This is a genomic window from Aquimarina intermedia (assembly GCF_008124785.1).
GTDB classification, from domain to species: domain Bacteria; phylum Bacteroidota; class Bacteroidia; order Flavobacteriales; family Flavobacteriaceae; genus Aquimarina; species Aquimarina intermedia.
This window is the reverse complement of the sequence record NZ_VNHU01000001.1, coordinates 554,554-577,015: the sequence shown is the minus strand read 5'-3', so window position 1 is coordinate 577,015 and position 22,462 is coordinate 554,554. Positions and strand designations below refer to the sequence as shown.

Sequence of the window (22,462 nt, the reverse complement as noted above, 5' to 3'; positions counted from 1 at the left end):
ACTACAAAGGTATTAACCAAAAACTACTTGTTTAGCATGTTGCAACGCTTCATTGATACCTTCCGGGTTTTTACCTCCTGCTGTCGCAAAAAACGGTTGTCCGCCGCCACCGCCTTGGATATATCTACCCAGCTCTCTAACAACTTTGCCTGCATTTAACTCTTTTTTCTCTACCAATGTTTTAGAAATATAACACGACAACAAGGCTTTTCCTCCATGCTCTGTTCCTAAAACAATAACCACATCTTCTATCTCTCCTCCTAACTCAAAGGACAAGTCTTTTATTCCCGCTGCGTCCAGATCAACTGCTTTTGCCAAGAATTTAATTTCATCGACATCCTGAAATTCAAGTTTGAGTTCGCTTTTCAAATTCTTTGCTTTGTCTTTAAGCAAGGTCTCAATTTGTTTTTTAAGTTGCGTATTTTCTTCCTGTAACGTACTAATTGCTTTGACCGGATCTTTTGCATTTTTTAATACCTTCTTCACTTCAGTGAAAGCGTCAGATTGCGAAGTAAAATACTCTTTTGCTGCATCATTCGTAATTGCTTCAATACGTCGAATTCCGGCAGCAACTGCACCTTCAGATATAATTTTAAAATGCCAGATATTGCTGGTATTTTGTACGTGAGTTCCCCCACAAAGCTCCATAGATTCGCCAAAACGAATGGCTCTAACGTCATCCCCATACTTTTCACCAAATAAGGCTATAGCTCCCTCTTTTATCGCCTGATCATATGAAATGCCACGCTGCTCTTCAAGAGATAATCCTTCTCTGATTCTAGCATTCACAAAATCTTCTACTTCTTTTAGCTCTTCGGCAGTAACCTTAGCAAAATGAGAAAAATCAAAACGTAAATTACCACTATGCACCATCGACCCCTTTTGCTCTACATGGGTTCCTAAGATTGATCGCAATGCTTGATGTAATAAATGCGTTGCCGTATGATTTGCCGCGGTTCTGGCACGTTGTTTTGCATCAACAACTGCTTTAAAAGTAGTCTCTATATTGTTGGGTAAATTCTTTGTAATATGGATTATAAGATTATTTTCTTTTTTGGTATCAATAATATAGACAACATCACCATTAGCGGCCTCCAAATACCCTTTGTCTCCCACTTGTCCTCCTCCTTCGGGGTAAAATGGGGTTTGGTCAAACACAATTTGATACAGCTCTCCGTCTTTTTGACTTTCCACCTTGCGATAGCGCGTTATTTGTACATCAGACGTTAAGGTGTCATAGCCAACAAAAATTTCCGATTGATTGGCTTGTAAAATATTCCAATCTCCGGCAGACACTTTAGAAGCTGCTCTGGATCTATCTTTTTGTTTTTGTAATTCTGCAGTAAAACCAACCTCATCCAACGCATACCCCTGTTCACTTAAAATTAAAGCAGTTAAATCGATTGGAAAACCATAGGTGTCATATAATTCAAATGCCTTTTCACCGGAAACCTTCTGATCTTTGGTATTTGCAATCACCGCATCCAATAGTGACAATCCCTGATCCAACGTACGTAAAAAGGATTGTTCTTCTTCACGAATTACATTAGTGATTAAATTCTTTTGAGAGGTAAGCTCAGGAAATGCCGAGCTCATTTGAGCACTCAATGTCTCTACCAACTTGTAGATAAAAGGTTCTTTAGTATTTAAAAAAGTAAAACCATAGCGTATAGCACGACGTAAAATTCTACGAATCACATAACCAGCACCCGTATTGCTTGGCAACTGACCATCAGCTATAGAAAAAGAAACAGCTCTTAAATGATCTGCAATCACGCGAATAGCCACACTCACTTTTCCGTCGGTTACATTCGGATCACTATCTTTATCGTACGTGGTATTTGTTATAGTTTCAATCTCTCTGATCAAGGGTGTAAAGACGTCGGTATCATAATTGGATTTTTGTCCTTGCAATACCATACATAATCGCTCAAACCCCATACCTGTATCCACATGTTGCGCCGGTAATTTTTCAAGAGAGCCATCAGCTTTGCGATTAAACTGCATAAATACCAGATTCCAGATTTCTACCACCTGAGGATGATCCGCGTTTACTAAGTCTCTTCCGGAAACCTTTGCTTTCTCTTCTGCTGATCGAATATCCACGTGTATTTCAGAACAAGGTCCGCAAGGTCCCTGATCTCCCATTTCCCAGAAGTTGTCTTTTTTATTACCCATGATGATGCGATCTTCGGGCACAATTGCTTTCCATAAATCATATGCTTCCTGATCCATACCCAAGCCATCCTCTTCTGCGCCTTCAAAAACGGAGACATATAAGATATCTTTATCAACACCAAAAACTTCAGTCAATAATTCCCACGCCCAATGAATAGCTTCTTTTTTGAAGTAATCTCCAAAACTCCAATTCCCTAGCATCTCAAACATTGTATGATGATAGGTATCCATCCCCACCTCTTCAAGATCATTGTGCTTACCACTAACCCGAAGACATTTTTGCGTATCTGTCAGGCGATTGCTTTTAGGAATACCGTTACCTAAAAAGTACTCCTTAAATTGATTCATCCCAGCATTGGTAAACATCAATGTTGGATCATCTTTGATCACCATTGGTGCCGATGGAACAATGGTATGTTGTTTTGAAGTAAAAAATTCTAAAAATGTATTTCTAATTTCTTGGGATTTCATGCGCTTTTTTCTACAATTAATCAGGCTATTCACCTATTTTGCTTACCTAAAAATTTCACACCAATTTAACGTAGCATTACTATCGCTATATTGCTAGTTTATGTTGGACTTTACAACAATTTCTTATATTTGTTGCGTTCAACCGGGTTCAATTAAGCCTTTTTTGGCTGGCACCCTGCAAAAATAGCATATTTTAAATTATGTCAAAGGTTAAATATTACTATGATAGCGATACACTTTCATATCGCAAAATTGAGCAAAAGAAAGGACGCAAGCTAGGCTTGGCACTCATTGGAGTGTTAGGTACTTTTCTAGCCGGATTCGTTTTATTGGTAATCTACCTTAACATTCCGCAACTAGAAACACCTAAAGAAAAAGCATACAGGAGAGAATTGGAAAATATGGAATTGCAATTTGATATTCTTAACAACCGCTTAAAACGGGATGAAGATATTTTAAGAGAAATTGCAGAACGCGACGATAATATCTACCGATTGTATTTTGGCGCACCCCCAATTCCGCAAGAATTACGTAACGCAGGCTTTGGCGGAATCAATCGCTATAGAAATCTGGAGGGCTTTGATAATTCTGAAATGATTATTGAGAGCAATAAACGCCTAGACAAATTGACAAAGCAAATTGTTGTCCAGTCAAAATCCCTTGATGAAATAGCGGACTTAGCAGAACAGAAAGAAGAATTACTAGCGACAATCCCTGCGATACAACCTATCAAAAATTCAGATCTTAAGCGTATGGCTTCCGGATACGGATGGCGTAATGATCCTTTTACTAAAGCTAGAAAATTTCATCATGGTATGGATTTTTCTGCACCCACAGGTACACCTATCTATGCATCGGGAAATGGAATCGTAAAAAGAGCAGATGCTAACTCTACAGGTTATGGAAACCACGTACGTATTGATCATGGTTTCAACTACGTAAGTTTATATGCGCATTTAAGTAAATACAATGTAAAAAGAGGTCAGAAAGTTAAGCGGGGTGATATCATAGGGTTTGTAGGAAGTACCGGAAGATCTGTAGCACCTCATTTACATTATGAGATTTTTAAAGATGGAGAACGCATTAATCCAAGAAATTTCTATTACGGTAGTTTAACTTCGGAAGAATTCAATGAAATGCTAAAAGCTTCTTCCCTTATTAATGAAACTTTAGATTAACGCTATGCGCAAAGCACTGTTCTTTACAATTTTTATCGGCTTTACTTTTACAGGTCAAGCTCAAAAATTTCCTCAAAAAGTTCTGGATTCAATGACTGTGCTGGTTGAGCAGGCAATTGTTGCTCAACAAAAATTAGCTAAACCTGATCTTATTACCCTAATGGCTGTTGGTGATATTATGATGGGAACAAATTTTCCTAATGAGAGCTATTTGCCTCCTCCGGGAAAGGGTCCCTTTGATAACGTACAACACGTATTACAACAAGCCGATATTCTTTTTGGTAATCTGGAAGGTACACTTACTGATGAAGGTGAAAATGCTAAACGTTGTTCGGATCCATCCAAATGCTATTCTTTTAGATCTCCAGAAATCTATGGTGAATTTTTGGAAGCTGCCGGCTTTGATGTTATGAGTGTTGCTAACAACCACATTGGTGATTTTGGAGCTATTGGGATTGAAAACACAGCTAAAACTTTAGAAAAGCATGGTATTGCGTATGCCGGAATTTTTGCCCAACCCTCTATGATTTTTGAAAAAGATGGTATTACCTACGGCTTTTGTGCCTTTGCACCAAATAAGGATTGTTTAAAGATTCAAAATATAACGAAGGCCAAAGCTATTGTTGAAGAGCTTGAACGTAAAGTAGATATCGTTATCGTATCTTTTCATGGTGGTGCCGAAGGCGCAGACCACACCCATGTGACCCGAGAGACCGAACGTTTCTATGGTGAGGACAGAGGGAATGTTTACAAATTTGCCCATACAATGATTGATAGTGGTGCCGATGTTATTTTGGGTCATGGACCTCATGTATCCCGAGCTTTTGAAGTGTACAATAACAAATTTATCGCTTATAGTCTAGGTAATTTCTGCACCTATTCCAGATTCAATCTTAGAGGAATTAAGGGGTATGCACCCATTGCGGCTATTGAGATTGATGCTAAAGGTAATTTTGTAAAAGGAAGAATACACTCTGCCAAGCAGATTGACGAAATTTATCCTTTTATGGATGAAAAACAGGACGCTTTGAAAGAAATTCGTAAATTAACCCAAGAAGATTTTCCCGAAAGTAAGCTAATATTTAACGACGACGGGAGTTTTACTCAAGAAATCAAGTAAGCATGTTTGTCGAACTACCAAATAAAATGTACTACGGTATCGGTGAAGTTGCTGAAGCTTTTGCCGTCAATACTTCATTAATTAGATTTTGGGAAAAAGAATTTGATATTCTCAAGCCTAAAAAGAATGCTAAGGGTAATCGTAAATTTACACCCGAGGACATTAAAAACCTTGAATTAATCTATCATTTGGTTAAGGAGCGTGGATTTACACTTGAAGGAGCTAAAGTCCATCTAAAAGAACAGAAACAAGAAGCATTAGAAAGTTTTGATATTATTCGCAAATTGGAGTCTATCAAAGCACAATTACTTAAAATAAAAGAAAATTTATAAGCAATCACAGATCATTTTAATTTTTAATTTATGAAAAAAATCCTAGTTCCTATATTAGTAATTGCCGGTATCGCAATGGTGTTATATTTTGTATTTGCAGGTCGCTATAACAAAGCTGTTACCTTAAAAGAAGATGCAAAAACAGCCTGGTCAAATGTAGAAAGTGCATATCAAAGACGAAATGACTTAATCGGAAATCTTGTAAAAACAGTACAAGGTGCTGCCGATTTTGAAAGAACTACATTGACCGAAGTAATTCAGGCAAGAGCAAAAGCAACCTCTGTGACTATAGACCCAACCAATATCACTCCGGATCAGCTGCAACAATTTCAACAAGCGCAAAGTGGTTTATCATCTGCATTATCCAGATTATTAGTTTCTGTAGAGCGCTATCCTGATCTGAAAGCGAATCAAAACTTTATGAATTTGCAAACACAATTAGAAGGAACTGAAAACCGTATCAATGTAGAACGTAATCGCTACAACCAACAAGTTGGCGAATTTAACAAGTACATAAAAGTATTTCCTAACAATATAATTTTAAGCATGTTCGGGAGTTTTGATGAAATGGCACGTTTTGAAGCAGATGCCGGTTCAGAAAACGCACCTGACGTAGATTTTGATTTCAAATAATGTCCAAAACAGAACAATTTTTAACTCCTGCTCAAGAGAAGCGTATAGTAGATGCTATTCGTGTAGCCGAAAAGGCTACCTCAGGAGAAATTAGAGTACATTTAGAAAAATCTTCCAAGCTCGATCCTATTGATCGGGCTAAGGAGGTTTTTCACTTACTCAAAATGGATCTGACTGAGCTGCACAATGGAGTTTTAATTTATGTTGCCGTTGAGGATCGGAACTTTGTAATCTACGGCGATCAAGGCATCAATGATGTAGTTCCTTCTGATTTTTGGGAAACCACTAAGGACATAATTTTAGCACATTTTAAAAAAGGAGACTTTACACAAGGCTTGATCGACGGCATACTATTAGCAGGAAAACAATTACAGGAGCATTTTCCTTGGGATCATACTGACACTAACGAACTCTCCGATGAAATTTCAAAAGGATAAATGCAACAAAAAGTATCTACAATACAACTCCTATTTTTAGTTTTTTTAGGCTTTCTTTTTTTCAACAGTGGCTATGGTCAACGCGAAATTCCTAAAATTCCTACTCAACAAACAGCAGTCTATGACGAGGCTCAGTTATTGAGTGCCGGGGAGGCACAACAATTAGAGCAAAAACTTGTACGTTATTCTGACACTACCTCCACCCAGATTGTCATAGCAATAATTGTATCCCTTGAAGGAGAAAATATAGGGTTATACGCTGCAGAATGGGCGCATGAATGGGGAATCGGTCAGGAGAAAGAGGATAACGGTGTTTTTATTCTGGTCGCCAAAAATGAGCGGAAAATATGGATAACTACGGGGTACGGAGTTGAAGAAAAGCTGACTGATTTCAATACAAAAACAATTATTGATCAAATCATAACGCCCCAGTTTAAAAATGGAAATTTTTATTCAGGTTTAGACATGGGTACCACGGCTATCTTTGAAGTATTAGCCGGAACTTTTGAAGGCACTCGAAAAAAGGATGCTCCTAACTTTCCCATTGCACAAATTATTATTCTGTTTTTTGTGTTTCTTATTATTATCAGAGCTATTGCAAAGGGTAATAAAGGTGGAAAAGGCGGAGGCAATCGCGGTCATCGATCAACCACAGGAAGTATCCTTGATGCTATCATCTTAAGCAGTCTTGGTCGAGGTGGCTTTGGCGGTGGTGGTGGTTTTGGAGGTAGTTCTGGCGGTGGCGGATTTGGTGGTGGCTTCGGCGGCGGCGGCTTTGGCGGTGGTGGAGCCGGAGGAAGCTGGTAATTTACTCACTAATAAAATACTAAAACACGCATCTCTGCTTAATTAGCTATTAGATGCGTGTTTCTTTATTTTGTCATATACAACTTTAACTAACTACTAGGGGAGTCTCATAGGTTTGTTTGAAAACATTAAACGCGGCATTGGCACCTAAAACTGCTTCGTTGATATCGTGTTCGTTATAGTCACTTGCCTCTATGGTTGCGCAGAAAGATTTCCAACGAGCTACATGCACTTTAGGATCTCCTCCAAAAAAATGATGTTCTTTAATTTCTTGTAACGCTGGACATTTAGGTAAGTGCTTACTAATCATCATTCCCCCCAACATAGAACCCTCAATCACATATAACATGCCAATTAGTTGCATTGGAGAAGGCTTCTGCTTCAGACTGATCTCTGTTGTTTCATATTCCTCTGATAGCTGTGCTAAATCTTTACGCAAGACAGCAGACTTTTGAGTGGAAACAAATTGCTTGATTTGAGCTGGTAACCGATCACTATGCTCGTTTATGTAGTTCTCTATAGTGCTATATGCACGTAGGTTTTGTTGTAATAAGTTTCTATATGCCTCCAGACCAATGGAGTGCTCCATAATTAATCCGGCATCATTTGACTGTTCTACACCTTGGTGTAAGTTAGCGGTTTGTTCTTTAAGAATCTTCAGCATCATACTTTTGTCTTAATTTAAAAAGGTCATCCTTTATCTTTTTAATACTTTCTTTATGTATTTCGTTTTCTTCAAAAGAATTTTTGAGAAACTCCTCTATAATTACAACCGCTTCTTTACTTTCTTCAACTCTTCTTCTGGCTGATGATCGGATCGAACTGTTTTTTTCTACTGCTTGTAAGTAAGGGAGCAGTCTGGTGTGTAAATTTGACATATTTTTTTTCAGAATATATCCCGAAGCGCCGTTGAGAATAGTATTAGCCGCTAATTCTTCATTATTTATTGATCCGGTAACAAATATAAATGTGGTCGTTGGCGATATCTTCCGAATTAATTCTAAAACCTCCATTCCTGTACACCGGGGCAGGTTATAATCACAAAGTATAATATCAGGAGTAAAGACTCGCAACTTTGCTTCAATCTCGCTAAGGTCCATTGCTAGCATAAACGTAACATTATTGGCGATTTTAGCAATTTGTCTTTTGATTAGCATTGCATCTGTTTCGCTATCCTCAATCAATAATATTTTTATTTCACTCTCTATCATGATATGTCTTATTAAATTGCAACCAATAATTTACTATGGTTTGCATTGTATTTTTTAAGCTCAAATAATTTTTAGGTTTTTCTAAATAACTATTCGCGCCATTTTGATATGCTTTTTGAATGTCTTTGTCTTCGACAGAGGAACTAATAATTACGGTAGGTATATTTTTAATTCTAGCGTTCCTTCTGATATCTTTCAGAACCTCCAGTCCACTCATTCCAGTTAACTTATTGTCGAGTAAAATCAACCGAGGTAGATTATACGTAAGTTCCATTGACGCAAACCATTCTAGTAAGAGCTCTCCTGTTCCAAAGTGTTTTAATTGATAATCCTTTAGCTCATTTTTAAATATTCGTTCTACCAAAGCCACATCGCTGGGATTGTCTTCTACATAGAGTATATATTTATCGCTCATTTATCTTAACACTATTCTTTAAAATTAAAATAAAATACCGTGCCTTCATTAAAAACACTTTCTACCCATATAGCTCCATCATGCTTTTCAATTGCTCGTTTAACAATCGCTAATCCTATTCCTGAACCTTCATATTCCTGGCCTACCAAGCGATTAAAAACTCCAAAAATTCTCTCTTTATGTTTTTGATCAAATCCTATGCCATTGTCCTTAACGAAATATGCTGATTGTTGATCATCATAGCCAATAATTACTTCAGGTTTTTCTTTTTTTGACGAATATTTTAGTGCATTCCCTATTAAGTTACTCAACATTTGAAACACCATAGCGGTATCTCCATATGAACTAGGCAAATCATCCTGGATCGTTATCATTGCATTAGGGTATGCCACTGATGGCTGTATAAAATTCAGCACATCACTCACTAGCGATTGCATTGAGAATTTTTGAAAACTTAGACGTTTCTGACTCAGACCCGAAAAGGAAAGAATATCATCTATTAATTCATTCATTTTATTGGTTGAATTAATAATAGTTCGTATCGCATTTTGACCGTAATCATCCAATTGCTCAAAGTAATCCTCTTTAATAATTTGTGCAAAACCATCGATACCTCTCAACGGTGCTCTCAAGTCATGAGAAACACTGTAGCTAAATGCTTCAAGTTCTTTATAGGCCTGTTCCAAATTTTTATTTAAAGATTGCACTTCGTCATATTTTTGCACAATAATTTCAGAAATACTGCTTTTAAGCGCTTTGATAGCTGCAATTTCACTATCCGTCCAAGGTGTAGAGTAACCCGAAAGTTCTTCTGACCACTTGTCAAAAGATTTTCTGGGACTCAATCTTGCATCTTTGTTAATAAGAACCGATTTATTAGGGTTACCTCCCCAATTGACTGTTTGTTTTTTCTCAGGTTTAAACCATAAGACGCTGTTACGTTTTATTTTTGATATTGAGATCTGCAAAACACCAGAGACGGTAGCTTTGTATTCATTGGCAGCAGTGTACTCCTCACTCAAACATTCTGTATAGTATGTTTCATCATCATTTTGTTTAAGTATCCAGTTATGCAAAGCTCTTACTTGATCTTCGGTAGGCGTTTTACCCACTAGCGTAATAACATCATCGATAAAAATAGCTCCCCCTGTAGTATCGGCAATATCCAACATCGTTATCTCATTACCACTAAGGCCTGAAACAATATCCCATTCTCGACTCATTTGTTCTACGAGGGTATTACGTATCGAATTCGCATCGTTAATTTTTAGAAGCTCTACATTAGAAGATTTCATTCCTAATTGACTTGAAAACACCTGTGTCAAAAATTTACAGGAGAGCCTCTGTTGATAATTAATAAACTTTGGACTATAATGATGACATGCAATCAATCCCCAGAGTGTATTATTAAAGATGATGGCTGCGGTTAACGTAGCCCCTACCTTCATATTAATTAAATATTCAATATGAATCGATGATACAGCTCTGAGCTCTGATCGGGTTAAATCTAAAGGTTCTTGAAGTTTTGGATCCAGCTCGGGTACAATACTCACAGAGTCAGACGCGACATCAGCGATCATTCGCACCCCTTGTTTTAGAAAAAGCTTACGTGCTTGTTGTGGAATATCTGATGCCGGGTAGTGCAAACCCAGCCAACTTTCTAAATGTTCTTCTTTGGCTTCTGAGACAACTTCACCATTCCATTGCGCATCAAACTTGTAGATCATGACGCGATCATATTCAAGAAAATCTTTTATCAAATGAGCGGCTCTGTCACACATTTCCAAATCAGTTTCAGCACTCCCCAACTCGGTAATAATGTCGGTCATTTGTTGCTGATAGTAAATCTGTTCGATTTGTTGCCCTATCGGTTCTAATTCTAAAATAAGTTGTTTACCGGTGCTGTGTGCAATACAGGTAAACGTATTTTCTCCAATGATAATATCCAAAGGAACTGTCTTATTAGTATCCACCTTATTTTTAATAAAATCAAGGGTAGGTCTATCAACTATTTCAGAGAGCTCAAGTAATGCTTCACTGGAAATATTAAGCACCTCCTCAGCGTTATCACTATGCTGTAAAATTTTCAATGAATCTGGATCGCAACTAAGCAAAACCCCATGGTTCTGTATTTTTCCCAAAATATGTATCGGTTCTTTATCACAGTTAGTTAAATCCACTTTGCGTGGATATAATGTTGATGGACTTGCCATAAGATCAATTATGCTTTAATTTTAAAATAAAAGGTGCTGCCTACGCCTTCTTTTGAGTCTGCCCAGATATTACCTCCATGTAATTTTACTATTTTTTCACAATGCGCTAAACCTACTCCAGTACCTTCATAGGCATCATCGGTGGGTACGCGATTAAATATAGTAAATATAGATTCAAGATCTTTTTCTTTCATACCGATACCATTATCTGCAATCGAAAAAATATGATATCCATTGTCCTTGAATGAATTGATACGAATATCCGGATGTACACCTTTTTTACAATACTTGATGGCGTTACCTATTAGATTTTGAAACAAAAGTCTTAACTCTACCTTGAGTCCGTTTACAACAGGAAGCTTGCCTGAGTGTATTGAGGCACCGCATTCATTAATTCGTTTGCCCAAATCATATTTCACAATATCTACTATTTCTTTAGTATCAACCCGGGTCATTTTAATATCCCGTCCTATGCGGCTGTGCTCTAATAATGCCTTAATCTGATCACTCAATCGACCGGATGCATTATGAATGTATTCGATATATTCTTTAGCTTTGGGCTCTAGAGAATCACTATATTTCTTATTTAAAATATCACTTCCAAAGCGAATCGTACCCAATGGCTCCTGCAGATCATGAGAACAGATGGAAACAAACTGTTCCAAGTCTTGATTTGCACGTTGAAGATCTGCTTTTTGCTCTTCAATTTTGGCTTGTTTTTTCTTTAATTCAGAAATGTTAACTAATGTAGATCGGCTGGAAACGACATTCCCCTTTGCATCTCTATTTGCTTCAGCATTTAAAATGACAGGAATCTCCTTTCCATTTTTGGTAAGCAATATCAGTTCCTCACTTTCAATTTTACCTGTCTTTCTAAAGTTCTTATGTAAACCTAAAACCTTAACCTTATAGGCTTCAGCATATATATCAATAATGGGCATACCCAAAACCTCATCCTTGCTGTTATAGCCTAGTGTTTTTACTAATAACTTATTACATTCTATAATCACCAATGTTGTAGAATCTACACTTAAATGCATTACAGGATCCTCTTCATAGAAAGTCTTAAATTTTTCTTCACTTTTACGAAGTTTTTCTTGAGATTTATGAACGGTTGTGATATCAATAAAGGTTATAACAACCCCGTCTATTTTACCAACAGAGTTTATAAACGGTGAGATTCGCTGAATAAAAAATCGATCCGTTTTACTGGAGATTCTCTTTTCAAACACTTTACCGGTTTCCATCACTTTTTTTGCACTATCAACCAGTGTTTTACGTCGAGAGATGCCAAAATTAGAAATAAAATTCTCTATCGGTCGTCCAATATCTTGTTTGACGAGATTAAAGTGCTCTTTAACCTCTGGAGTGAATTTACGGATGGTTAATTCTCTGTCCAAGAATATAGTCCCAATCTTTGTACTATTAAGCAGGTTATCCATGTCTGCATTAAGATGTGCCAGATCATCAACCTTTTGAATATGCTCTGCATTCACCGTATGCAATTCTTCATTGACACTTTGTAACTCTTCATTCGTACTCTGCAGCTCTTCGTTCGATGCCAACAGTTCTTCATTAGCTGCCTGTAATTCTTCATTACTTGTTTCGGTTTCTTCAATAGAACTCTTAAGCTCTTGTTTAGCTTCTTCTAGCTCTTCCTCAAGATCTACTATTCTCTTATTAGATGTTTTTTCGGCATTTGCCTTTTCTACTAAAACTGTATCATCATTCTTTATTTCATGTTCAAACAAGGTAATAATAAATGAAGTTGTCTTTTCGACATTCTTTTTTACCAAAGGCTTCACCATTATATCGATCATCTTGGGAGCATCCTCCTTGTAAATCAATACATCTTTATAGAAATATTCTGAATTGGATCGCATTGCTTTTCTGACCGAAGTGGATACTGCAATTTTTAAATCCTCAGAAAGCATACGAAGTAAATTTACCGAAAACCCCTGACTCGGAAACGTAGCATACTTGTAAAATTCACCCTGAGCATCTATAATGTTAAACTCATCATCAACATGAATGCTGGCGGCACCAAACTGTTTTAAAACGGCTTTACTAATTTCATTGATAAATCCATTTTCGGGCTCTTTGCCCATGGCCCCAAACTTTGAATTTGTTTTAAATGAAGGCACTTTATGTCGATCACTTGAAGATTTTAGAACTTCTGTTCTCAATCGTGTTGACGCTTCGATATTTCGATAAATTTTCCATTTCCGATTGATCTCCTCAAAATATTGTTTTTGACTCCCTAAGCTCTCGCTGGTGCCCAAAAGTAAAACGCCGTTAAATCTCAGAGAATAATGTAGGACATGTAGCGCATTATTTTGAACAGAATTTTGTAAATAAATCAACAAATTGCGACAGACCACCATATCCATATTATTGAAAGGTGGGTCCTTAATTATGTTATGATTCGAAAAAATAACATTTTTTCGAACTTTATCCTGCACCGTATATTGATTGTCATCTTTCTTAAAGTATTCAGATAGTCGCTCCGAAGAAACGTCTGCGGCAATACCTTCATCATATTTTGCACTACTTGCAATATCCAAATGATATTGAGAAATATCAGTTGCAAAAATTTTCAAATCAATTTTCTTATTCTGCTTTTTGATTTCTTCTAAAAAGACGATAGCGAGCGAATAGGTTTCTTCGCCGGTGCTACAGCCAACATCCCATATCTTCAATACTTCGCCATCAAATTTTTGCCGCACCAATTCTGGCACTACTTCACTTTCCAGAATATCCCAAACCTTTAAATCTCGAAAAAACTTGGTGACCCCGATTAGAAATTCCTTGTGTAAGATTTGAATCTCTTCGGGATGTGCTTTTAAATAAGCTAGATAATCCGGTAAAGAATCTGCTTTAATAATTTTGATACGTCTGGCCATGCGACGTACTAGCGTTGGTTTTTTATACAGACTGAAGTCTAAATCTGTGCTTTTCTTGAGTAATGCTAAGATATCCTGAAGCACTTTTTCATCATACTCCATCTCATCATCCCCCGGAGCAATCACTGTAGGAGTTTTAAAATAATTATCAATTTCACTAATCATTTGTTGTACCGGTAATATAAAATCTACTGCGCCGGTATTAATGGCACTTTCTGGCATTCCGTCAAAATTTGCTTGCTCAGGTTGCTGTACGATCACGATTCCTCCCTGTTCTTTAATAGAAAGAATTCCTCGAGAACCGTCGCTACCTGTACCGCTAAGTACAATACCTACACAATTCTCCTTGAAATGCTCTGCCATGGACTCAAAAAACATATCTATTGGCAAGTTGAGTGTCTTACCTTTTGGTTTTTCGATCAGCACAAAATGATTTCCATCAATTCTAAGATTCTTGGTTGGTGGAATCATATAGATATGTCCGGGCTTAATCGGAGAATTATCACTGATTTCAACTATAGGAATCTTTGTGTTCTTCGCCAGTAATTCTCCCATCAAACTCTTATGGTCCGGTGATAAATGCTGAATAATCACAAAGGTATATTCACTATGTTCTGGAGTATTATCAAAAAAACTGCTCAGTGCTTGTAGTCCACCGGCACTAGCACCTACTGCCACGATGATGTTGTTCTTACTCCCGTTACTCACTTCGTACCCCAAATTAATCTTGATTGTGTTAAAAAAAAATCGAATTTCGCTATTCCTTTTAAAAATTTTACTTTCTAAAAAAAATAATGACATATACCGCCCTAAAGTACTAGATTACGCATAAAATTTCTTTTTTTTAAAGAAATTTTATGTTAAATTTAAGAGATACGTGGTACCACGCAAAGAGATTATTATGCTATTTTTTTCTAAAATACACAGATACAGGTACACCATGAAAATCGAACTCTTTACGTAACTGATTTTCTAAATATCGCTTATACGGTTCTCTAATATATTGTGGTAAATTACAGAAAAATGCAAATTGTGGTTGTGGTGTGGGTAATTGCATACAATACTTAATCTTCACATACTTCCCTTTGTATGCAGGCGGTGGATTACGCTCTATGATAGCTAACATCGTATCATTCATGACACTTGTTTTTATCTTCTTAGATCGGTTCTTATACACCTCGACAGCTGTCTCAATAGCCTTAAAAAGTCGTTGCTTTGTCAATACAGAGATAAAAACTATTGGAACATCGGTAAACGGAGCTATTTCCTTACGAATATGCTTTTCAAAATCCTTAAGCGTGTTACTCTCTTTATTCTCAACTAAGTCCCATTTGTTAACTAATATAACAATCCCCTTGCGGTTACGTTCTGCCAACCAAAAGATATTTTGCACTTGTGCATCAAAACCCCTGGTAGCATCGACTACTAACAAACATACATCACAATGCTCAATTGCTCGTACAGAACGCATGACCGAATAAAACTCCAGATCTTCCTTAACTTTGGCTTTTCGACGGATACCCGCTGTGTCCACAAGATTAAATTCAAATCCGTAACGATCGTATTTAGTATCAATTGCATCCCGTGTGGTTCCTGCAATATCAGTTACAATATAGCGATCCTCACCAATTAAGGCGTTGATAAAAGAGGATTTACCGGCATTAGGTCTTCCTACTACGGCAAAACGTGGTAACTCAGAATCCTCTTCTTCTTCTACCTCTGGCAGCGCTTCTATTAATGCATCGAGTAATTCTCCCGTGCCGCTTCCATTAATGCTGGCAATCGTATAATATGCTCCTAAACCTAAGGAATAAAACTCAACTGCATCGGCTTCACGTTGTCCGTTATCTACTTTATTGACCGCCAGAAAAACCGGCTTATCCACTTTGCGAAGTAAATTGGCGACATCCTCATCCATCCCGGTTACCCCGGATTCAACATCCACCATAAAAATAATGGCATCTGCTTCTTCAATAGCCAGTTCAACCTGCTTATCTATTTCTTCTTCAAAAACATCGTCACTTCCCTTAACATACCCACCGGTATCAATTAATGAAAATTCTTTTCCGTTCCAATCACTCTTGCCGTAATGACGATCACGAGTCACTCCACTCACTGCATCTACAATAGCTTCTCTTCGTTGTATCAACCTATTAAAAAAAGTAGATTTCCCTACATTTGGTCTCCCTACAATGGCTACAATATTACTCATAGAATTTTTTCTAAACTTTTTGCAAAATTAGCCTTTTTATTTTTGGTACGCTATTATTGCTCTATTTGTATTTAACTTACTATAAAAAAACAGGAAAAATTAAAAAAGACTTAGAGCGGTGCCCTAAGTCTTGTGTCAAATCTTAATGTTGTTTAACAAGTATACCGCTTACTTATTATAACCGAAACGCTTGAGTTGACGCTCGTTACTACGCCAATTTTTATTGACCTTTACATATAATTCTATATGAATTTGCTTTCCAAAGAATTTTTCTAATTCTTTACGCGCCTCAATCCCTACTCGCTTCAAGGCAGCACCTTTATGACCAATAATAATTCCTTTCTGAGAATCGCGCTCTACCATAATCACGGATCGGATTCTAATTATCTCATCTTCTTCAAAAAACTCTTCCGTTTCAATTTCAACCGAATACGGAATTTCTTTTTTATAATGCATTAATATTTTCTCACGAATCGCTTCATTTACAAAAAATCGCTCCGGCTTATCCGTTAACTGATCTTTTGGATAAAATGCCGGTGATACTGGTAATAACTCTACGATACGACCAAATACCTCCTTTACATTAAAATTTTCTAAGGCACTAATTGGATAAATCTCGGCGTTCGGCACTTTTTCTGCCCAAAATTTCATCTGCTCTTCCAGTTGCTCTTGATTCGATTTATCGATTTTATTCAATAATAAAAGTACGGGAATCTTGGCATTGGTTATTTTGGCAAAAAAGGCTTCATCTTTTAAGTCCTTTTCACCTATCTCAACCATATAGATTAAGACATCTGCGTCCTCGAATGCTGACTTTACAAAATCCATCATCGAAGCTTGCAATTCATATGCAGGTTTAATAATTCCCGGAGTATCTGATAAGATAACCTGAAAATCATCACCGTTTACAATTCCCAAAATACGGTGCCGTGTAGTTTGTGCTTTGGATGTTATTATGGATAATCGCTCTCCTACAAAAGAGTTCATCAAGGTTGATTTACCCACATTTGGATTTCCTATAATATTTACAAAACCGGCTTTATGTGACATATAATATTGTTTATGGATACAAAAATACAGCTTTATGATGGTTTAAATGACTTTTTGTGTTAAATACAAGATAATTGGCAATTACTTTGTTTATCTTTTTATTAAATTTGTTAAACAAAATAACATATGCGACTCAAATCTAATTTACCCACAAAAATCTGCCCGGTCTGTAAACGACCCTTTGCATGGCGAAAAAAATGGGAACCTAATTGGGATGAAGTACTTTATTGTAGTGAACGCTGTCGCAGAAACAAAAATAGTGTTCTCATAAAAAAATCAGAGGAATAACAACATATGAGTTCGACTGCATTAGTTTGGTTTACAAATAATTTAAGGGTATCTGACAATAGCTCCCTGATAAATGCTCATGCTCAAAATGACCGCGTTATTGCAGTATATTGTTTTGATCCCAGACATTTTGAGCATACCGGATACGGTTTTAAAAAAACTGAATATTATCGCACTCGCTTCCTCTTAGAAACGATGCAAGAACTGCGAGATACATTGCAGCTTCACAACATTACCTTATTTACCTATGTTGATCTTCCTGAAAACATACTTCCCAAAGTGATAGAAAGCTATAGTGTAAACAACATTTATTTTCAAAAAGAATGGACAAAGGAAGAATGTGATGTGATAAATAATGTTAAAAAGAACACCTCTCATTTATCGCTTCAGTGGAACTTTTCATACGACCAGTTTTTGTACCATCCGGAGGACCTTCCGATAGCTGTTGATTCTTTACCGAAAGTATTTACCGACTTTCGAAAACAATGTGAAAAACAGAGTAGGGTACGTGAATCGGTCTCTATTCCAAAACTTCCGGAAACTAATCTGATTATAAACGATACATTATTACCAACCCTGGAAGACTTAGGATACCAAGCTCGTCAACAAGATTTCCGTTCCGCTTTTCCTTTTAAAGGCGGAACACTACAAGCCCAAAAGCGTATTAATGAGTACTTCTGGCAATCGCAACAGTTGTCGACCTATAAAAAAACACGTAACGGCTTGATGGGAACCGAATATAGTTCCAAATTATCTGCTTGGTTAGCGAATGGCAGTATTTCTGCCAGAACTATTTATTGGGAAGTGAAAAAATATGAGAAAGAGGTTACCAAAAATGATTCAACCTATTGGTTAGTTTTTGAACTTATGTGGCGTGACTTTTTTAAATATGTATCGCTAAAACACGGAAATGACATTTTTAAAATTGGCGGTATCCTGAATAAAAGTTACACTTGGTCAACTGATAAAGAAGAAGTAAACGCTTGGATTCATGGACAAACAGACGAACCGTTTGTTAACGCCAATATGATCGAATTGCGCAAAACAGGATGGATGAGTAACCGAGGTCGACAGAATGTAGCTTCTTACTTTGCCAAAGAGCTACAATTAGATTGGCGTATCGGAGCAGCTTATTTTGAAGCCTATCTGATAGATTATGATGTACATAGCAATTATGGAAATTGGATGTACGTAGCAGGCGTTGGAAACGACCCCAGAGATCGCAAATTTAATATCGCATCACAGGCAGATCGATACGATCCTCAGCAAGAATATCAACAAATATGGTTAGAACCCTCTTTATTTTAAACTTATGATACTACGCTTAATTCTTGGTGACCAACTTAACTTACAGCACTCCTGGTTTGCTGATGTCAATGATGATATTCTTTATTTTATGGCAGAAATGCGACAGGAAACTGATTATACGAAACACCATATTCAAAAAATAGTAGCATTTTTTGATAGCATGCGCAACTTTTCGGAAGCATTAGAAAAACAAGGACATCAAGTGTTGTATTATTCTTTAGATCAAAAAGAGAATTTACAGGATTTATCTAAAAACATTAAACATCTTATTAAAGAAAAAAACATAACTACGTTTGAATATCAGCTGCCTGATGAGTATCGATTGGATCAACAATTAACCGACTTGAGCAAATCGCTATCCATCGAACATAAAGCATCTGACACAGAGCATTTTATGACTACCCGAACGACTGTTTCCGATTTTTTTGAAGGAAAAAAGCAATTGACTATGGAATATTTTTATCGTTTCATGCGAAAGAAATATGACATTTTAATGTCAACTGTTAAAGATCCTGAAGGCGGTCAATGGAACTATGATCAAAGTAACCGTAACAAATGGAAAGGATCGCCGCCTATACCTGAAGAAAAACAAACTACAAAAGATATTACATCATTAGTTGATTTGCTCAAGAAGGAGAAGGTAAAAACTATAGGAAATATTGATCCGAATAGTTTCAACTGGCCTACATCCAGAAAAGAAGCACTGGACACGCTGGATTACTTTTGTGAAAATTTATTAATACATTTTGGCGATTATCAAGATGCAATGCATCCCGATCAAAACTACTTATTTCATAGTCGCTTGTCCTTTGCTATGAATAGTAAAATGTTACACCCGAAGGAGGTTATCGATACTGTGATTGATTATTGGAGACATCATAGCGATGCGTTTGATATCTCACAAGTGGAAGGATTTGTTCGTCAAATTTTGGGTTGGCGAGAATATATGCGCGGAATTTACTGGAGAGAAATGCCCGCTTACGCGAAAAAAAACCATTTAGAAAACCATAACAAACTCCCTGAGTTTTATTGGACAGGAAAAACAAAGATGAATTGTCTGCATCATGCAATTAGCCAGAGTCTTGATGATGCCTACGCACATCATATCCAACGATTGATGATCACAGGAAATTATGCGCTACTTACTCAAGTGCATCCTGATGAAGTCGATCAATGGTATCTAGGTATCTATATCGATGCTATAGAATGGGTTGAAATCACTAATACCCGTGGTATGAGCCAATTTGCTGATGGTGGACTCGTAGCGACGAAGCCCTATGTTTCCAGTGGAAGCTATATTAATAAGATGAGTACATATTGCAAAGGATGTCTCTATAAAGTTTCAAAAAAAACTGAAGAAGATGCCTGTCCTTTTAATAGCTTGTATTGGAATTTTTTAGAAGAGAAACGAAACCACTTCAAAGATAATCCCAGAATGAAAATGATGATGAGTCTGTTAGATAAAATGAGTCCGGAGAAAAAGGAGGCCTATAGAAAGAGAGCACAACATATTATAGCCCACCCCGATGCGTATTGAAAAAGAGGAAATAAATGTGGTTTGGTTTAAGAGAGATTTACGTCTTTTAGATAACGAGGCGGTCTATAATGCCATCCAATCAAAAACACCAACGCTTCTCTTGTATGTTTTTGAACATTCACTACTGGAGGATAAGCATTATAGTGAGCGACACTGGAATTTTGTTAAGCAATCACTCATTGTAATCAATGAACAACTAGTGCCATACAACACTAAGCTTCTAACCGTCTTATCCGAAATAACCTCGGTCATAAGTACATTACAACAATTTTGGAAAATTAAGACGGTTTTTAGTCATCAGGAAACTGGTATTCGTCTAACGTTTGATCGTGATAAAAATTTTTCCAGATTTTGTAAGAATAATCGAATCTCTTGGAAGCAGCATATAAATAATGGTGTTTTTAGAGGAGAAAAAGATCGGAAGCATTGGAAAGAAAAATGGATTGAGTATATGCAACGTCCGCTATTAGATTTTAAACCCAATCCTTCAAGTTTTATTCCGTTAGAGACCATTGACAACTTAAATAAATATTTTAATTCTGCAAGATTAGAAACAAAACAAAATCCCTTAATGCAACTTGGCGGTTCTGTTATGGCAGAACGTTATATGATTTCGTTTTTTGACGAACGGATCCAAAATTACAATGCTCATATCTCTAAACCCGCCCTTGCGCGTAAAGGATGTAGTCGATTATCTCCATATCTGGCCTGGGGTAATCTATCGGTACGACAAGTGTTTCAGTATGCCAAGGAGAAAAGAAAAACTTCGGTCTATAAGAAACAAATTGATTCATTTACATCACGTCTGCGCTGGCAAGCACATTTCATTCAAAAATTCGAAATGGAAGACACCATGGAATTTGAAAGTATCAATAAAGGATATCACAAACTAAAAAAACAAGTTTCTGATGACTACAAGATTGCCTGGAAAACAGGGCAAACCGGTTATCCACTAATAGATGCCTGTATGCGATGTCTCAACGAAACAGGCTATCTTAATTTTAGAATGCGAGCTTTGGTGGTGTCGTTCTTTACCCACAATTTATGGCAACCATGGCAAGAAGCTACCTCGCACTTATCACAGATGTTTCTTGATTTTGAACCCGGTATACATTTTCCGCAGTTACAAATGCAAGCAGGAGAGACGGGCACTAATATGCTTAGAATTTACAATCCGGTAAAGAATAGTATCGAACATGATCCGCGTGGAGACTTTATAAAAAAATGGGTAAGCGAGCTACGCGATATTCCGTCTCAGTTTATACATGAACCTTATAAAATGACAGCTCTGGATCAAAAATTTAACGATTTTGTAATCGGAGTTGATTATCCAAAACCTATTGTAGCATTATCTCCTACTCGAAAACATGCAAGTTATACCCTTTGGAGATTACGAGATGATGAATTAGTGAAAGAAGAAAGTCTACGAATTTTACGAAAACACACACTACCTGACAGAAAAGCTTTTGATTAAAAAACAATAACAATGGAAACATCATTAACACCAAGAGAAATTGACCGTATTATAGAAATGGCATGGGAGGACAGAACCCCTTTTGACGCAATTTTATGGCAATTTGATCTTGCCGAAGAAGAAGTTATCAAACTAATGCGTCGTGAGATGAAACCATCAAGTTTCAAAATGTGGCGAGCCCGAGTACAAGGAAGAAAAACCAAACATGCCATGAAGAGAAATTTTGAAGAGGGACGATTCAAATCCACCAGGCAAAAACAAATAACACATAACAAAATTTCAAAACGATAAAAATGACAACAAAGAAACCCGATGCAGTAGTTTTTGATGAAAAAGAGCAACGTTATGATGCCGGACTTAAGGCGTATGCAACCAATGTAAGTGCCCCTGCAATAACCATAGAAGATACCGCCGCCTGGAAAAATAGGGGCATTGCAAATGTAAATCACCAAATTCAAACCAAGTTTGATGAATTAAAGCAAGAATATGAACAATTAATGCATCAATTTGAATACAACAACCTCATTTATAGCTCAAAATTTAATTTTGAGCCCGTCATAGGAGCGACTTATTATTTATATAAAAGAAAAAATGAGGAAACTTTCTTATCGGTTATCGCTCCTCAACAATGTAATTTTAAATTTATCGGAACATTTCAGTTAAAAGCAGATCGCATGTGGGAAAAAATATGATAT

The 22,462-nt window shown here is 36.8% G+C and carries 20 protein-coding genes; 12 read left to right on the top strand and 8 right to left on the bottom strand.

Translation table 11 applies throughout. The annotated features are described in order from the left end of the window. Positions 1-12: 12 nt before the first annotated feature. Positions 13-2,649 carry an alanine--tRNA ligase gene (alaS, locus tag BD809_RS02510; protein WP_148781377.1) on the bottom strand — a complete coding sequence of 879 codons (2,637 nt, stop codon included), beginning with the start codon at positions 2,647-2,649 and terminating at the stop codon, positions 13-15. A 200-nt stretch (positions 2,650-2,849) separates the two neighbouring features. Between alaS and BD809_RS02505 the strand changes: the two genes are divergently transcribed. The 6 genes from BD809_RS02505 to BD809_RS02480 are packed head-to-tail and all read left to right on the top strand — an operon-like array spanning position 2,850 to position 7,156. After that, positions 2,850-3,827: a M23 family metallopeptidase gene (locus BD809_RS02505; protein WP_148781376.1), complete on the top strand. Its 978-nt coding sequence runs from the start codon at positions 2,850-2,852 to the stop codon at positions 3,825-3,827. 4 nt (positions 3,828-3,831) lie between these two features. Next, a complete protein-coding gene (locus tag BD809_RS02500) occupies positions 3,832-4,947 on the top strand; it encodes a CapA family protein (protein WP_148781375.1) in 1,116 nt (371 codons plus the stop codon). 2 nt (positions 4,948-4,949) lie between these two features. Then, complete coding sequence (locus BD809_RS02495; protein WP_148781374.1) at positions 4,950-5,279, top strand: MerR family transcriptional regulator; 330 nt, start codon at positions 4,950-4,952, stop codon at positions 5,277-5,279. Between the two features lie 30 nt (positions 5,280-5,309). Beyond that, a complete protein-coding gene (locus tag BD809_RS02490) occupies positions 5,310-5,912 on the top strand; it encodes a LemA family protein (protein ID WP_148781373.1) in 603 nt (200 codons plus the stop codon). Further along, positions 5,912-6,349, top strand: coding sequence for a TPM domain-containing protein (locus BD809_RS02485; RefSeq protein ID WP_148781372.1), 438 nt, complete (start codon positions 5,912-5,914; stop codon positions 6,347-6,349). The genes BD809_RS02490 and BD809_RS02485 overlap by 1 nt, the downstream gene beginning before the upstream one ends. Then, positions 6,350-7,156 (top strand): TPM domain-containing protein, encoded by an 807-nt coding sequence (locus BD809_RS02480; RefSeq protein ID WP_148781371.1) that lies wholly within the window; start codon positions 6,350-6,352, stop codon positions 7,154-7,156. A gap of 85 nt (positions 7,157-7,241) precedes the next feature. Here the strand turns inward: BD809_RS02480 and BD809_RS02475 are convergent, their stop codons facing one another. The 7 genes from BD809_RS02475 to era all read right to left on the bottom strand — a co-directional run bounded on the left by BD809_RS02475 (position 7,242) and on the right by era (position 17,160). Continuing rightward, the gene (locus BD809_RS02475) at positions 7,242-7,823 is read right to left on the bottom strand and encodes a biliverdin-producing heme oxygenase (RefSeq protein ID WP_148781370.1); all 582 of its coding nucleotides are present in this window, start codon (positions 7,821-7,823) and stop codon (positions 7,242-7,244) included. Beyond that, positions 7,804-8,367, bottom strand: a complete 564-nt coding sequence (locus BD809_RS02470; protein ID WP_148781369.1) for a response regulator — start codon at positions 8,365-8,367, stop codon at positions 7,804-7,806. Before BD809_RS02470 ends, BD809_RS02475 begins: the two co-directional genes overlap by 20 nt. Beyond that, positions 8,354-8,782, bottom strand: coding sequence for a response regulator (locus tag BD809_RS02465; protein WP_148781368.1), 429 nt, complete (start codon positions 8,780-8,782; stop codon positions 8,354-8,356). The genes BD809_RS02470 and BD809_RS02465 overlap by 14 nt, the downstream gene beginning before the upstream one ends. Positions 8,783-8,793: 11 nt before the next feature. Further along, positions 8,794-10,995 (bottom strand): ATP-binding protein, encoded by a 2,202-nt coding sequence (locus BD809_RS02460; protein ID WP_148781367.1) that lies wholly within the window; start codon positions 10,993-10,995, stop codon positions 8,794-8,796. An 8-nt stretch (positions 10,996-11,003) separates the two neighbouring features. Then, positions 11,004-14,618 carry a chemotaxis protein CheB gene (locus BD809_RS02455; RefSeq protein WP_246131398.1) on the bottom strand — a complete coding sequence of 1,205 codons (3,615 nt, stop codon included), beginning with the start codon at positions 14,616-14,618 and terminating at the stop codon, positions 11,004-11,006. A gap of 184 nt (positions 14,619-14,802) precedes the next feature. Next, positions 14,803-16,110, bottom strand: a complete 1,308-nt coding sequence (der, locus tag BD809_RS02450; protein WP_148781365.1) for a ribosome biogenesis GTPase Der — start codon at positions 16,108-16,110, stop codon at positions 14,803-14,805. A 168-nt stretch (positions 16,111-16,278) separates the two neighbouring features. Then, complete coding sequence (gene era, locus BD809_RS02445; protein WP_148781364.1) at positions 16,279-17,160, bottom strand: GTPase Era; 882 nt, start codon at positions 17,158-17,160, stop codon at positions 16,279-16,281. Positions 17,161-17,286: 126 nt separating this feature from the next. On the opposite strand from era, the gene BD809_RS02440 reads away from it, so the two are divergent. The 6 genes from BD809_RS02440 to BD809_RS02415 are packed head-to-tail and all read left to right on the top strand — an operon-like array spanning position 17,287 to position 22,459. Further along, positions 17,287-17,448, top strand: a complete 162-nt coding sequence (locus BD809_RS02440) for a DUF2256 domain-containing protein (RefSeq protein ID WP_148781363.1) — start codon at positions 17,287-17,289, stop codon at positions 17,446-17,448. 6 nt (positions 17,449-17,454) lie between these two features. Then, complete coding sequence (locus BD809_RS02435) at positions 17,455-18,756, top strand: DASH family cryptochrome (RefSeq protein ID WP_148781362.1); 1,302 nt, start codon at positions 17,455-17,457, stop codon at positions 18,754-18,756. Between the two features lie 4 nt (positions 18,757-18,760). After that, positions 18,761-20,293 carry a cryptochrome/photolyase family protein gene (locus tag BD809_RS02430; RefSeq protein ID WP_148781361.1) on the top strand — a complete coding sequence of 511 codons (1,533 nt, stop codon included), beginning with the start codon at positions 18,761-18,763 and terminating at the stop codon, positions 20,291-20,293. Then, the gene (locus tag BD809_RS02425; RefSeq protein WP_148781360.1) at positions 20,283-21,767 is read left to right on the top strand and encodes a cryptochrome/deoxyribodipyrimidine photo-lyase family protein; all 1,485 of its coding nucleotides are present in this window, start codon (positions 20,283-20,285) and stop codon (positions 21,765-21,767) included. The genes BD809_RS02430 and BD809_RS02425 overlap by 11 nt, the downstream gene beginning before the upstream one ends. Positions 21,768-21,779: 12 nt before the next feature. Then, positions 21,780-22,058, top strand: a complete 279-nt coding sequence (locus BD809_RS02420) for a TIGR03643 family protein (protein WP_148781359.1) — start codon at positions 21,780-21,782, stop codon at positions 22,056-22,058. 2 nt (positions 22,059-22,060) lie between these two features. Continuing rightward, positions 22,061-22,459, top strand: coding sequence for a DUF2452 domain-containing protein (locus tag BD809_RS02415; protein ID WP_148781358.1), 399 nt, complete (start codon positions 22,061-22,063; stop codon positions 22,457-22,459). The last annotated feature ends 3 nt before the right edge of the window (positions 22,460-22,462 follow it).

Bases quoted from the DNA above. Each gene is read 5' to 3' on its own strand.
- BD809_RS02500 (WP_148781375.1), top strand. From the start codon at position 3,832: ATGCGCAAAGCACTGTTCTTTACAATTTTTATCGGCTTTACTTTTACA.
- BD809_RS02485 (WP_148781372.1), top strand. From the start codon at position 5,912: ATGTCCAAAACAGAACAATTTTTAACTCCTGCTCAAGAGAAGCGTATA.
- BD809_RS02415 (WP_148781358.1), top strand. From the start codon at position 22,061: ATGACAACAAAGAAACCCGATGCAGTAGTTTTTGATGAAAAAGAGCAA.
- BD809_RS02460 (WP_148781367.1), bottom strand. From the start codon at position 10,995: ATGGCAAGTCCATCAACATTATATCCACGCAAAGTGGATTTAACTAAC.
- BD809_RS02435 (WP_148781362.1), top strand. From the start codon at position 17,455: ATGAGTTCGACTGCATTAGTTTGGTTTACAAATAATTTAAGGGTATCT.
- BD809_RS02490 (WP_148781373.1), top strand. From the start codon at position 5,310: ATGAAAAAAATCCTAGTTCCTATATTAGTAATTGCCGGTATCGCAATG.
- BD809_RS02425 (WP_148781360.1), top strand. From the start codon at position 20,283: ATGCGTATTGAAAAAGAGGAAATAAATGTGGTTTGGTTTAAGAGAGAT.
- BD809_RS02475 (WP_148781370.1), bottom strand. From the start codon at position 7,823: ATGATGCTGAAGATTCTTAAAGAACAAACCGCTAACTTACACCAAGGT.
- BD809_RS02440 (WP_148781363.1), top strand. From the start codon at position 17,287: ATGCGACTCAAATCTAATTTACCCACAAAAATCTGCCCGGTCTGTAAA.
- BD809_RS02470 (WP_148781369.1), bottom strand. From the start codon at position 8,367: ATGATAGAGAGTGAAATAAAAATATTATTGATTGAGGATAGCGAAACA.
- BD809_RS02465 (WP_148781368.1), bottom strand. From the start codon at position 8,782: ATGAGCGATAAATATATACTCTATGTAGAAGACAATCCCAGCGATGTG.
- der (WP_148781365.1), bottom strand. From the start codon at position 16,110: ATGAGTAATATTGTAGCCATTGTAGGGAGACCAAATGTAGGGAAATCT.
- BD809_RS02430 (WP_148781361.1), top strand. From the start codon at position 18,761: ATGATACTACGCTTAATTCTTGGTGACCAACTTAACTTACAGCACTCC.
- BD809_RS02495 (WP_148781374.1), top strand. From the start codon at position 4,950: ATGTTTGTCGAACTACCAAATAAAATGTACTACGGTATCGGTGAAGTT.
- era (WP_148781364.1), bottom strand. From the start codon at position 17,160: ATGTCACATAAAGCCGGTTTTGTAAATATTATAGGAAATCCAAATGTG.
- BD809_RS02420 (WP_148781359.1), top strand. From the start codon at position 21,780: ATGGAAACATCATTAACACCAAGAGAAATTGACCGTATTATAGAAATG.
- BD809_RS02480 (WP_148781371.1), top strand. From the start codon at position 6,350: ATGCAACAAAAAGTATCTACAATACAACTCCTATTTTTAGTTTTTTTA.
- alaS (WP_148781377.1), bottom strand. From the start codon at position 2,649: ATGAAATCCCAAGAAATTAGAAATACATTTTTAGAATTTTTTACTTCA.
- BD809_RS02505 (WP_148781376.1), top strand. From the start codon at position 2,850: ATGTCAAAGGTTAAATATTACTATGATAGCGATACACTTTCATATCGC.